Origin of the sequence: Enterococcus sp. C53 (assembly GCF_040887425.1) — a bacterium.
Taxonomy (GTDB): Bacteria; Bacillota; Bacilli; order Lactobacillales; family Enterococcaceae; genus Enterococcus_B; species Enterococcus_B hirae.
The window spans coordinates 312,879-325,221 of record NZ_JBFOFT010000001.1 but is presented as its reverse complement, the minus strand read 5'-3'; the positions used below and the strand labels follow the sequence as shown (position 1 = coordinate 325,221).

At 36.3% G+C, this 12,343-nt stretch carries 10 protein-coding genes; 2 read left to right on the top strand and 8 right to left on the bottom strand.

The window, feature by feature from the left end; translation table 11 throughout:
• Positions 1 to 49: 49 nt before the first annotated feature.
• The 7 genes from dltD to AB3I42_RS01505 form a co-directional block, all read right to left on the bottom strand.
• Complete coding sequence (gene dltD / locus AB3I42_RS01535) at positions 50 to 1,321, bottom strand: D-alanyl-lipoteichoic acid biosynthesis protein DltD (protein WP_306690244.1); 1,272 nt, start codon at positions 1,319 to 1,321, stop codon at positions 50 to 52.
• Between the two features lie 2 nt (positions 1,322 to 1,323).
• Positions 1,324 to 1,557 carry a D-alanine--poly(phosphoribitol) ligase subunit DltC gene (gene dltC / locus AB3I42_RS01530; RefSeq protein ID WP_010719820.1) on the bottom strand — a complete coding sequence of 78 codons (234 nt, stop codon included), beginning with the start codon at positions 1,555 to 1,557 and terminating at the stop codon, positions 1,324 to 1,326.
• 69 nt (positions 1,558 to 1,626) lie between these two features.
• Positions 1,627 to 2,832: a D-alanyl-lipoteichoic acid biosynthesis protein DltB gene (gene dltB / locus AB3I42_RS01525; RefSeq protein WP_131773219.1), complete on the bottom strand. Its 1,206-nt coding sequence runs from the start codon at positions 2,830 to 2,832 to the stop codon at positions 1,627 to 1,629.
• Entirely contained in the window at positions 2,829 to 4,346 is a 1,518-nt protein-coding gene (dltA, locus tag AB3I42_RS01520) for a D-alanine--poly(phosphoribitol) ligase subunit DltA (protein ID WP_081123037.1), read from the bottom strand. The genes dltB and dltA overlap by 4 nt, the downstream gene beginning before the upstream one ends.
• Before the next feature lie 10 nt (positions 4,347 to 4,356).
• On the bottom strand, positions 4,357 to 4,506 hold the full coding sequence (locus AB3I42_RS01515; RefSeq protein ID WP_014834217.1) for a teichoic acid D-Ala incorporation-associated protein DltX: 150 nt from the start codon (positions 4,504 to 4,506) through the stop codon (positions 4,357 to 4,359).
• Positions 4,507 to 4,796: 290 nt separating this feature from the next.
• Entirely contained in the window at positions 4,797 to 6,860 is a 2,064-nt protein-coding gene (locus tag AB3I42_RS01510; RefSeq protein ID WP_131773220.1) for an ABC transporter permease, read from the bottom strand.
• Complete coding sequence (locus AB3I42_RS01505; RefSeq protein ID WP_034698771.1) at positions 6,850 to 7,617, bottom strand: ABC transporter ATP-binding protein; 768 nt, start codon at positions 7,615 to 7,617, stop codon at positions 6,850 to 6,852. Before AB3I42_RS01505 ends, AB3I42_RS01510 begins: the two co-directional genes overlap by 11 nt.
• A 371-nt stretch (positions 7,618 to 7,988) precedes the next feature.
• On the opposite strand from AB3I42_RS01505, the gene nrdD reads away from it, so the two are divergent.
• Both nrdD and nrdG read left to right on the top strand, forming a co-directional pair.
• Positions 7,989 to 10,178 carry an anaerobic ribonucleoside-triphosphate reductase gene (gene nrdD, locus AB3I42_RS01500; protein ID WP_010719825.1) on the top strand — a complete coding sequence of 730 codons (2,190 nt, stop codon included), beginning with the start codon at positions 7,989 to 7,991 and terminating at the stop codon, positions 10,176 to 10,178.
• A 245-nt stretch (positions 10,179 to 10,423) separates the two neighbouring features.
• Positions 10,424 to 11,026 carry an anaerobic ribonucleoside-triphosphate reductase activating protein gene (gene nrdG / locus AB3I42_RS01495; RefSeq protein ID WP_010738277.1) on the top strand — a complete coding sequence of 201 codons (603 nt, stop codon included), beginning with the start codon at positions 10,424 to 10,426 and terminating at the stop codon, positions 11,024 to 11,026.
• 73 nt (positions 11,027 to 11,099) lie between these two features.
• On the opposite strand, the gene dinB is transcribed toward nrdG, so the two are convergent.
• Complete coding sequence (gene dinB, locus AB3I42_RS01490; RefSeq protein ID WP_010738278.1) at positions 11,100 to 12,206, bottom strand: DNA polymerase IV; 1,107 nt, start codon at positions 12,204 to 12,206, stop codon at positions 11,100 to 11,102.
• Positions 12,207 to 12,343: the final 137 nt, after the last annotated feature.

Sequence of the window (12,343 nt, the reverse complement as noted above, 5' to 3'; positions counted from 1 at the left end):
ACAGCAGTAAACGAGCGTTTCTTTTATGCACTTCGTGTTCGAAACTCCATTACTGTTGGTTTTCTTTTAAATCATTTGGTGAATGTTTTTGCCAGTCTTTACTATAAAATGATGGATCCAATTGATAGTGACTTGGTTGTTGTTGGTTTTCTAAAAACGGTCTAATCCGTTGATCTGCTGCTAGCCACCCTTTCCAACCTAAATGAATGGTGTCTTCCATGAAATAAGGTTGATCAGCCATTTTTGTAAAATCTGCGATCCGATCAAAGCCTTGATTCTGCAATTGAAATTTGATTTTCTTTGCAAATCCTTGAAGCATTTCTTGAGATAACCCAGTATAATCACTCCATTTTTGATTCACAGGTGGAATGATGAATAATGCTTCTGCCTGTTCTTGGGCTAATTGCTGTAGGACTAATTGAAAATCTGAAAATTCAGGTGAAAAACGATAATCCCAATTTTTTTGAGAATTTTTCAGCTCTTTTAAGTGGTGACGAATGCGCTCTTTATAAAAATCATTTTTTAACTCAAAAGAATTGTCGCTTGTACTTTTTCTCCCAATATTTTCCGCTAGGTTTGCCAGAACTTTTTCTTGATAATTAGCAGGCAACGGCTTCATTGCCTGATCAATTTTGTCTTGTTTACTTTTCAGACCAATATTGCTGAACATTTCATCTTCTCTTTTTAAAATATTCCAGTTCAAGCGCAATTGATTTCGTTTTTCAACAGAAGGAAGTTGACCTTTTTTGATCATTTGTAACATTTCCGTCAATTTTTCATCTTTTTTAACGATAGAAAAATGTAAAAGTCTTCTAGCTAAATAACGATCAGCAGGAGTGATTTTTTTCAATGAGAACAGCCAGTCAAGGGTTTGTAACTGTGAATAATACGTATCAAAATAATCTTTTTTTACGCCATCTTTGACAAACCATTGTGGAGAAATGATAAAAACGATTTTCTTATTTTTCAAATCATCTCCTGCAGAGCGCATCATCATATACTGACTTAATGATTGTGTCCCAGGTGCCCCTAATAAGAAGGGACGATAATCACGATGGTATTTCTCCGCCAAGACGGATGGGTGAAACGGACTGATCCGACTGAGTTCACTTGAACCAAAAAAAGGAACATATTTTTTTTCAGCTAAGGCTTCGTTTTTGATGGTATCTCCTTTTAACACATTTTCGGACATGGATGTAGAAGCTTTTTTTATGACTGTTGGGTCGGTTAGATCCACACGATACGAAGAAGTGAAAAAAACTGCTATCAATCCAAAGGCTAAAAGGATTGGACCGAAAATAGCAAATAATTTCTTTTTCATTCTCATCCCTTCAATTCTTGTACTTGTGCAATGATTTTATTCGGTGTGCCCCACTGTTCACGATCAAATTCAGAAACAGGGACTTGAACATCTAATTGTCCATCTAATTCGACTAATAATTGAACAGAAGCAAGTGAATCCAGCAATCCTTCACCAAACAAATCAAGCTCTCGATTTTCTCTTATTTCATCTGTTCCTGTAATGTCTTCTAAAATAGTTAAAATTTGTTCTTCCATAATATAATCTCTCCTTAAATAATCATAATGTAAAATAAATCATTTTTAAGTCTTAGATAATCATCTGCTTTACTTAAACAATAGTTGGTCTAAAAAGCCCGAAAATATCAATAAACTAAAACAAACTGCTTGGAAAGTCATAAAGACAGCAAAAGCGTGAGTAAACCAATTGGATGGTAGTTGTTTTTTATGTTTTTTCTTGAATCGTAGCCAAACGTCGGTTAAGCAAATCAAAGTAGCATGATACAACCCATACACGATGTAATACCAAGTTAGACCATGCCAGATTCCCATCAATAGGAATAATGCATAATAACCAATATTCGAGGTTACAATTTTACTTTTGAACCATTTTTTCTTCATCAAGAAAAACATCAAGCGCATATAAACATAATCTCGAAACCAAAATGATAACGTCATGTGCCAACGATTCCAAAATTCTTTGATATTCCAAGACAAGAATGGTTTGTTAAAGTTGATTGGTGTTTGGTACCCCATCAAGTAACTCGTTCCCACCGCAAACAAACTATAGCCTGCAAAGTCAAAAAACAGATATAAACTATACACATAGGTATATCCTACTAATGACCAAGAAAAACCACCATGTTGCAAGGCAGCTTTGGAAACGATTGGTAACAACACTTGACCCAAATAATAGCCAATAATAAATTTGTATAAAAAACCTAGAAAAATATTTTGGATACCTTTTTCTAATAATGTCAGATATTTCTCAGTTGCAGGCGGCTGACATTGATCCTTTTCAAATCTTCTATAGCGATCGATTGGTCCAGATGAAATCGTTGGAAAAAAGAGTAAAAATTGAATATAACGAAAAGGCTGATAGTTCTTGATCAATCCATCCCTAATTTCCATGATCATCTGAACAGATTTAAAGGTTAGATAGGAGATCCCTAGAAAAGCTAGAAAAGATTCTTTCCCATGGGCAAAAAACGGTGTGACTTTTGTTAAAAATAATGGGAAAATCGCTAGGATCACCGCTAAGTAAAACCAAATACCTTGATTTTCCTTTTGACGGTAAACGAAGTAAGCCCAAACTAATAATGTCTGCCAAACAACATATGCAATCAAGGCTACACCTTGTTGCCAATAGACACCACCAAAACTGATGAATAAGAAAAGCAAGGTGATGAGTGTTTGATAAATTGGCAATCTTTTCCCTCGAATCAACAATGATAGCACGATCGGTACTAAACCGTTGATTAACAGCAGAAAATAATAAGGTTCTGCGTACGGGATCATATGTGGAAAGGTCATTGAGGATTCACCTCAGCTATTAATTTTTTCCGATCGATTTTCCCGTTCACCGTTTGTGGTAAAAGATCAATGTAATTGATTTTTTGAGGGATCATGTAATCCATGACCGAATGTGCCAATTTTTCCTTAATTGATTTAGAGAGTTTAAAACTTGGTTCTGGCGAATTTTTTTCTAATACAATAAAAGCAACTAGTTGTTGAACTTTAGTTCCTTGGTATTTTGGAACAACTATCGCTTGTTTAATCCGTTCATCTAACAAAAGCCCGTGTTCGATATCTCCTAATTCGATACGATACCCATGAAGTTTTATCTGTTGATCCATTCGTCCCTCATAGAACAAAAGACCTTCCTCATTAAGAAACCCAGCATCGCCAGTATGATAACTTTGTTGATCCTGTTTCTTGAAAAAAGCAGCTTTGGTTTTTTCTGGATTATTCAGATACCCCTTGGAGACACTAGGACCCAAGATAATAATTTCGCCTGTTTGATTGACCGGTTGCACTTTTTGATCATTCACAATCTGAACCTCGGTATCTTCTTTGATATAACCAATCGGTAAACGTTCATAGCGATCTAAAATACCTTGAGTGATTTGGATACTTGAAATAGCAACCGTGGCTTCCGTTGGTCCATACGTGTTATAAATACGGGCTTCAGGGAATCGTTTTAATAATTCTTGCGCTGTTTTTTTGGTTAATTCTTCCCCACAGAACAAGAAAGTGGCTAGATCTGGTACATGTTCCGCATCAAAAGTGGGTTCCATCAAACAGATATCGATAAATGAAGGAGTTGACACCCAGACATCTAATTTCAACTTTGCTAAAGTAGAAAATAATTGTCTAAAGTCTTGAATAACCGCTTTTTCTAAGGGTTTTAACATTCCTCCTGTCACAAGTGCTGGATAAATCGAAAAAACAGATAAGTCAAACGAAAATGGTGCTTGTGATAAGAAACGTAGACCCTGTTCAAGATGAAATTCCTGGATCGTCCAACGAACAAAGCTCAATAAGTTATCATGACTGATTTGCACACCCTTGGGCTCACCTGTAGTACCAGAGGTAAAAATAATGTAATAATTTTCGTCACCTTTAACTGGATGTGTTGCTTCGTATTGACTCTCTTTTTTCGTGATCGTTGCTAATTCTTCCCGAGAAATCACTGGGATACCATCTGTTTCCATCTGCCAGTCACCGACACTAATGATCAAAGCTGGTTTTGCTACTCGAAGAATTGATTCAATTCGCTCATTCGGCGTATGTTCTTCAATCGGAAGATAGGCATGACCGGCTTTGGTGGCCCCCAGAAAAGAAACGATCATTTCAAACTCTAGATTTCCAAAAACCACGATTGGTCCCTGTTTCTGTAGATTTCTGTCTAAATAAGCTGCTAAAGCATCGGACTTTCTTTTTAGCTCCCCATAGGTATGCTCTGTGGTTTCTGTCTGATAAACGACCCGATCTGGTTCCGTTTGACCAAAAAAATCAATTGATTCAACGATTGTTTGAATATCCATCGTCTTCCTCCTAAAATTCATTATAGATAAAAGATCCGCCTTGGACATTTTTATAATGGTACAAATAAATCAACATAAAAATAATTGCACTATACAATAATGTTCGTACCACAAACGTGCCCCAGTACCTAAATTGAGGATTATTCCACCAATTTTTCAATTTATATTTCCCTCCTAATCGAATCTCAAAACAATTTTACCCATTCTTTTTAAAAAACAACATTTGTTTTCCTAACAGTAATCGCTTTTCTGCTAACAATTTTGTCACAATTTAGATTAACTACAAAAAGACGGTTATTATAATATAAGCATCACCTCAAATAAATAAAGATTTTTTTTTAAAAAGCTAAAAAGACTTAAACGATCTATGTAACCAATCGTTTAAGTCTTTCTTCATTCAAATTAAAAAAACAAAGTACTAACCTTTTGATCATTTAAATATAGCTTGATTTACTCCTCAATAATCCTGCAATATAAGACACTTGTGATGTAATAAAACAAGATATAGATCAAGACAAGTGAGCCACAAATCAGATATGCTAACCCATAATTTGCTGTATCGACATATTGAGTAAATACTTCAATGGCAAAAAAGGTATGCATACTCCCCAAAATAATTGGTGGGAAAAACATGATCGCATTTTGTCCAAAGATGACTCGCTTCACTTTTTTTCGAGAAATCCCTAATTTCGTTAATAATTGATAATTCTCTCGTTCTTCTTCTGCTTCTGCTAATTGACGAACCATCAGCATGCTTCCAGTCGTGACAATAACAATTATTCCAATAAAGATCGAAACATACGCCATTAAACCAATTCCTTGTTCAACTGTCCGTTTAAATGGGAAACGTGCAGAAAAGTTAAGACGTGAATCTTCATTATTGTATTCATCAGAAGATTGATCTGAAGCTGCTTTTTCTTGGTGCGATTCATTTTTATGAATCGTTCCAGTTATAGACTCTCCTTTGATCTCATAATCATAATAAATGATGTTCTCATAACTTGTAGGAATCTCTTTAGAAATACGTTCAATGATTTTTTCCTGATCTCCCCCTTGCACATTCCAATTGACCACTTGATAGTTTAGTCCAGATGCTTTAGCAAAATAATCATCACTGACAACGAGTGTCGGACCGAAATACCTCAACGAACCATCTCCTAAAAAATTAGGTAAGGTTGCTTGAATATCTAAAGTTTGATCAGGCAAGTAGAATGTTGAATCATACATTGAAAAATTTCTAAAGATATTTTTCATACTATCTAATACCACAGTGCTGTTATCCGATGTTAAATCAATTTTAGGAATTTTAGGATTGAATTGTCGAAAGGCATGATATTCTTTTTCTGGAATCAAATTTACCAATTGAAATACTTTTTCCTCAGAAATCCCGTCTAACTTATCATTATAGTAACTTCCAATTACTTTGTAATTGATCGTCATTTCTTTTGTGATCGTTTGCCCTTCACTTGCAAGAAGCGGTCGCAGCTTGTCGGCTGTTGCCTTATCCATTTGATAAGATACCGGTGAGACCATCTCCACATTTCGAGACATGATGACAGTCGCACTCATCATTGCGCCAATCATCGTTAAAGCTAGAGCCATGATCAGTGTGATCAACGAATTGATCCGCCAGCTTTTCAGCAGATGGATCTGCGTATTGCCGATCAGCAAGAAGTTGATCCCTCGATACTTAATTCGAGAACGACTCACCAAATCAATTAACACACGTAGGGAAAAACAAAAGAACAGATATGTCCCGATCACACAAAACAGCAGGATCAGAACAAATAATAAGAAAGGAAAGCGAAGATCTTGCGTAAAAATAAAAAGTTTAGCAGCAAATTCCCGATAGTGGACCGCAAAGAAATAACCACTAGAGATCAGCAATAAACCCAGTGTTCCTAAAAAACGATGGCGTGTCCGAACTCTTAACTTGCTACTTTCCAAATGATCGTATTCGCCAAAATTTCGAATCGTCGGATAGCGCCAGATTTTCCATAATGAATACAAAGAAACAACAGATAAAATCAAAAAAAACAACAGAAATGTTTCAAAAATCGATGGCACAGAAATGAAGAAAAGACTCGTGATTTGCAAGTTCATCATGCGAATCAAGATCATAGAAAATAATTTTGAGAAAATGATTCCTAAAATAATCCCTGCTGTACAGGCGAATAATCCAATAGCCATTGTTTCCAATACATAGATCAGTGAGATTTGGGTTTTCTTCACACCAAACAACTGATAGATCCCAATCTCTCTTTGTCTGCGGTTAAAGAAAAAACGATTTGCACTAATAACAAAAAAAAGTAATACGATTAAGATAATCCAACTACCAATACCAAAAAAAACATTTAATAAAGAATCTTGCTGTGTCCTTCGGTTCAATAATTGATCATAAGAAATCGTACTAAAAGAATAGTAGATCATCGTTGATAACGTTAGACTAAAAAAGTAAACGAGATACCCTCTTGACTGTCGCAGAAAACTTTTCGCAGCCAACTTATAAAGCATTGAGTTTTCCACCTCCCCCAATGGTCGCCTGCATATCAATCACCCGTTCAAAAAATTCGTTTCTTGAACCTCTGCGAACTACTTCAGAGAAAATCACCCCATCTTTGATAAATAAAATCCGATCACAATAACTGGCTGTATACGGATCATGTGTTACTAATAAGATAGTTGATTTTTCTACTCGGTTCATCGTTGTTAAATAATTTAGTAACTCGGTGGCTGATTTCGAGTCCAGAGACCCGGTTGGCTCATCAGCAAAAATGACTTGTGGTTGAATAACTAATGCTCTAGCAGCCGCAATCCGTTGTCTCTGACCAACTGATAATTCATCTGGATAACGTTTTAAGATTTCTTCGATCCCTAATAATTGAGCAACATGCAACACACTTTTTTCCATCTCTTCTTTCGAGATTCGTTCCACCGCTAATGGTAGTAAGATATTGTCCTTCGCATTCAATGTATCGATCAAATTAAATTCTTGAAAAATAAATCCTAATTTTTTGCGACGGAAGTCACTCAATTCATTATTTTTCATTTTAGTGATCTCATTTCCTTGGATCAACACACTTCCCATCGTTGGTAGATTGATCGTCGAAAGAATATTCATCAAAGTCGTCTTTCCAGCACCACTCGGACCCATGATGCCAACAAATTCTCCTTTTTCTACTGTAAAAGAGATATTATCAAGTACTTTTACCGGCGAAAGCTTATTTCCATAGCTTTTACTTACATGTTTTACCTCGATCATTTTATCCATGGCTTTCCTCCTTGGGTTTTGCTTACTCGCCACACTGATACACTTACCAGCATATTAGCATATTCTTTGGTTTTTTTCTCTGATCTTTACAGCATTTGAGCATTTCTTTTTAGATTTTTATCATTTCACAGACATAACTTTTTTTTAAAAAAATTTTTATTCATCTATTTTATTCACGAAAGCGGTATATTCAAAATAAAAATCCTATAAACTTACGTTTTCACTTTTTTTCACAAAGAAATATATACAACATATAGTATAGTTGTCCGTTTATACACCTGTTTGCATACTATATATAGCTAGTATTTAGTTGCTCCTTCGTGGATTTTGTTTTATGATAGACAAGAAGAATTTAGCAGGAGTTGAATAAAATGAGTGTACAAATTGAAGAAAAAGTAACAGATCCCCTTCATTCAGAAGTATCAAACATAACAATCATTAAACGAGATGGTCGACGTGTCGAATTTGATGAAACAAAAATCAATGAGGCTTTAGTCAAAGCTGAAAAGAAAATTCATGGCTCATTGTCTCCACTTACTTATGAAAAAATTCAAACGATCGTGGATTTAGTCGTTCAAGAAATCAAACGACGCTTTACCGACAACGTTAAAATATATGAGATCCAAAATATCGTTGAACACATTCTTTTAGAAAAAAACGAATATGAATTAGCAGAAGAATATATCAATTACCGCACAAAACGTGATTTTGCCAGAAGCAAAGCCACAGATATCAATTTTTCGATCAAAAAATTGATCAATAAAGACCAAACAGTTGTCAATGAGAATGCAAATAAAGATAGTAATGTCTTCAATACTCAAAGAGATTTAACCGCTGGTATCGTTGGAAAATCCATCGGTTTGAAAATGTTGCCCCCACATATCGCAAATGCGCATCAAAAAGGCGACATCCATTACCATGATTTAGATTATCATCCATACACACCAATGACAAACTGTTGTTTGATCGATTTCAAAGGAATGTTGAACAACGGATTCAAAATTGGAAATGCTGAAGTGGAATCACCAAAATCAATTCAAACTGCTACTGCTCAAATTTCACAGATCATTGCAAATGTAGCTTCCAGTCAATATGGTGGTTGTTCTGCTGACCGAACAGATGAATTACTTGCTCCTTTCGCTGAACTGAATTATCAAAAACATTTAGCGGATGCAGAAGAATGGATCGAAACACCTGAACGTCGAGTAGAGTATGCGAAATCAAAAACCAAAAAAGATATTTTTGATGCGATGCAAAGTCTAGAATATGAAATCAATACTCTTTTTACTTCAAATGGTCAAACACCATTTACTTCTCTTGGCTTTGGTTTAGGAAAAAACTGGTTTGAGCGAGAAATTCAAAAAGCAATCTTACAAAATCGGATCAATGGCTTAGGCAGCGAAAAGCGGACAGCTATCTTCCCTAAATTGATTTTCACATTAAAAGATGGCATAAACTTGAACCCGACTGATCCTAATTATGACATTAAACAATTAGCTCTGGAATGTGCAACTAAGCGGATGTATCCTGATATTTTAAACTACGACAAAATCGTTGAATTAACCGGTAGTTTCAAAGTACCTATGGGTTGTCGTTCATTTTTACAAGGTTGGAAAGATGAAAATGGCCAAGAAGTGAACGTTGGACGAATGAATCTTGGTGTGGTCACACTAAACTTACCTCGTATTGCCATCGAAGCGAAAGGCGATCAGGAAAAATTCTGGCAAATCCTCTCTGAGCGCTTAGCCATCATGAAAGATGCTTTAGTTTATCGTGTCGATCGTTGTAAAGAAGCGATCCCTGCTAACGCACCAATCTTATATATGTATGGTGCATTCGGTAAACGTCTCTCAAAAACAGATGCTGTCGATGAATTATTCAAAAATCGTCGTGCAACGGTTTCTTTAGGTTATATCGGTCTTTACGAAGTGGCTTCTGCTTTTTATGGTGGGGAATGGGAAAACAATCCCGAAGCAAAAGATTTTACCCTTGATATCGTGAAGGAATTAAAAGCCAAAGCAGATGCTTGGGGTGACGAATATGGATATCATTTCAGCGTTTACTCTACACCTAGTGAGAGCTTAACTGATCGTTTCTGCCGTTTAGATACAGAAAAATTTGGCGAAGTCGAAAACATCACTGATAAAGAATATTACACGAATAGTTTCCATTATGACGTTCGTAAAAACCCAACTCCGTTTGAAAAACTAGATTTTGAAAAAGATTATCCGAAGTATTGTTCTGGTGGTTTTATCCATTACTGTGAGTACCCAATGCTTCAACAAAACCCGAAAGCATTAGAAGCCGTTTGGGATTATGCTTACGATAAAGTTGGCTATTTAGGAACGAATACACCAATTGATCATTGCTACAAATGTGGCTTTGAAGGTGACTTCAAACCAACCGAACGTGGCTTTGAATGTCCCGAATGCGGCAATCATGATCCAAAAACTTGTGACGTCGTTAAAAGAACCTGTGGCTATTTAGGTAACCCACAAGCACGCCCAATGGTTCACGGTCGTCACAAGGAGATCTCTTCACGTGTCAAACATATGAAGTAATCTTTCTCTACTATTTCGTTCTAATTTACTCTAAGAATAAAGATAGAGCGATCGTTATTCCTTAGAAAACAATCCCCTTTCACAGCGTGACTACGATAAATCGAACGGTGTGTGAACCGTGACCGTTCGATTTATTTGCATTTTTTTGAGGCTAGTCCATTATCTTTTCTGAGACTGCTTGCTGTGAAACTGGTTTGAGTTTTAAGTAAATTTTTCATACTTTGATGTTAGAAAGAAGTTTTTTTATGCGAAATCCTAAACCTAAAGAATGGCTGGCACAAGATTACAGCCAAAATTACATTGCTGATTACAAACCATTTAACTTTGTGGATGGCGAAGGCGTAAGAAATAGTCTTTATGTGAGTGGCTGCTTATTTGCTTGTGAAGGATGTTTCAATAAAGCAGCGCAAAACTTCCGCTATGGTAAACCTTTCACACCAGAGCTGGAAGAACAAATCATTACCGATCTCCGCCATGATTACGTTCAAGGACTGACCCTTTTAGGCGGGGAACCTTTTCTAAACACGGACGTCTGTCTCCAAGTCGTTGAGCGTATCCGACAAGAATTTGGTCAGACCAAAGATATCTGGTCGTGGACCGGTTATACTTTTGACGAACTACTTCAAGACTCCGAAGACAAGTTAGCTCTTTTAGAAAAAATCGATATCTTAGTTGATGGACGTTTTGAACTAAGTAAAAAGGATTTAAAACTACAGTTTCGCGGTAGTAGTAATCAACGCATCATCGATGTCAAAAAATCGCTAGCCGAAAATAGAGTAGTGATTTGGGAAAAATGCAGCGATGCTACAGAATCGTATGAACAAATCAAAAAACAGGAGTTCATTTAGGTCCTCCCACTCCTTATTGAATAAAAAACAGTAGAAACGTATGTTGATTTCCAACACGTTTTCTACTGTTTTTTCATTCCCACAAAGGTAACACAATATTCTCATAAGTCATGGGATCTAAATTCGTTAACGTGATCCCCAAGAGACGTATGCCTTGTTCAATCCCTAAAATTTCTTCCCAAATCAAACTTGCTTGATAAAAGAGCGCTTCTTTCTTATAGATATACTCAGGTAAAGTGACTCTTTTCGTGACTGTCGTATAATCCGTATATCTCACTTTTAACACTACGGTTTTTCCATGTTTCTGGACTCTTTTCAACGACTCTTCGACTTTCTCAGCTAATTGTTGTAATTGTGCTAATACCGCTTCTTCCGTTTGTAGTGGCTGACCATAAGTATGCTCTTTTCCTACAGATTTTCTTTCTCTTGTCACATTGACTGGTGCATCATGGACACCTCTTACTTTTCGATAAAGCGAATAGCCCATCTTTCCAAATTGTTGGATCAACATCATCTCTGTACAATTATAAAGATCTTCTCCAGTGAAAATACCAAGTTCATGCATCTTAGGGACGGTTTTTTTTCCTACCCCATGAAATTTATCAATAGGTAATGCCTTTAGGAACGTCAATGCGTCTTGAGGTGCAACGATAGTAATGCCTTTAGGTTTTTGAAAATCTGAGGCTAATTTCGCTAAAAACTTATTATAGCTCACACCTGCCGAGCAGGTCAGTTTTACCTCTTCCCAAATGTCTCTTTGGATTAAACGAGCAATTTTGATTGCTGATTTACAATTGCGTTTATTGTTCGTCACATCAAGATAGGCTTCATCAATACTGACAGGCTCAACGATATCCGTATATCGGTAAAAAATCTCACGAACAATTTGTGAGATCTCACTATATTTTTGATGATCGCCTGGTTTAAAAATGGCTTGCGGACATAATTCATATGCTTTTTGCGCACTCATCGCTGAATGGATGCCATACTTTCTTGCTTCATAATTCGCTGTAGTAACCACTCCTCGACCACCAGTGTCACTCGGATGTCTGGCAATAACTAAGGGTTTCCCTCTAAATTCTGGATGATCCCGTTCTTCGACAGAGGCAAAAAAAGCATCCATATCGATATGAATGATTTTTCTAGATGTATCATTATGTAAAGGAAACTGTAATTCCATCTCACTCACCCCTATCATGATTATATAGGAACTTTTGTTCGGTGACAAGAAGATGGTTACCCACCAAACGGACCACAAAAAAGAGTCGAAATTTCACAAAAACTGAGACATCAATTTCGGAAATCACGACTTCTAAA

Bases quoted from the DNA above. Each gene is read 5' to 3' on its own strand.
- AB3I42_RS01505 (WP_034698771.1), bottom strand. From the start codon at position 7,617: ATGGATAAAATGATCGAGGTAAAACATGTAAGTAAAAGCTATGGAAAT.
- dltA (WP_081123037.1), bottom strand. From the start codon at position 4,346: ATGGATATTCAAACAATCGTTGAATCAATTGATTTTTTTGGTCAAACG.
- dltD (WP_306690244.1), bottom strand. From the start codon at position 1,321: ATGAAAAAGAAATTATTTGCTATTTTCGGTCCAATCCTTTTAGCCTTT.
- dltB (WP_131773219.1), bottom strand. From the start codon at position 2,832: ATGACCTTTCCACATATGATCCCGTACGCAGAACCTTATTATTTTCTG.
- dinB (WP_010738278.1), bottom strand. From the start codon at position 12,206: ATGGAATTACAGTTTCCTTTACATAATGATACATCTAGAAAAATCATT.
- nrdG (WP_010738277.1), top strand. From the start codon at position 10,424: ATGCGAAATCCTAAACCTAAAGAATGGCTGGCACAAGATTACAGCCAA.
- dltC (WP_010719820.1), bottom strand. From the start codon at position 1,557: ATGGAAGAACAAATTTTAACTATTTTAGAAGACATTACAGGAACAGAT.
- nrdD (WP_010719825.1), top strand. From the start codon at position 7,989: ATGAGTGTACAAATTGAAGAAAAAGTAACAGATCCCCTTCATTCAGAA.
- AB3I42_RS01510 (WP_131773220.1), bottom strand. From the start codon at position 6,860: ATGCTTTATAAGTTGGCTGCGAAAAGTTTTCTGCGACAGTCAAGAGGG.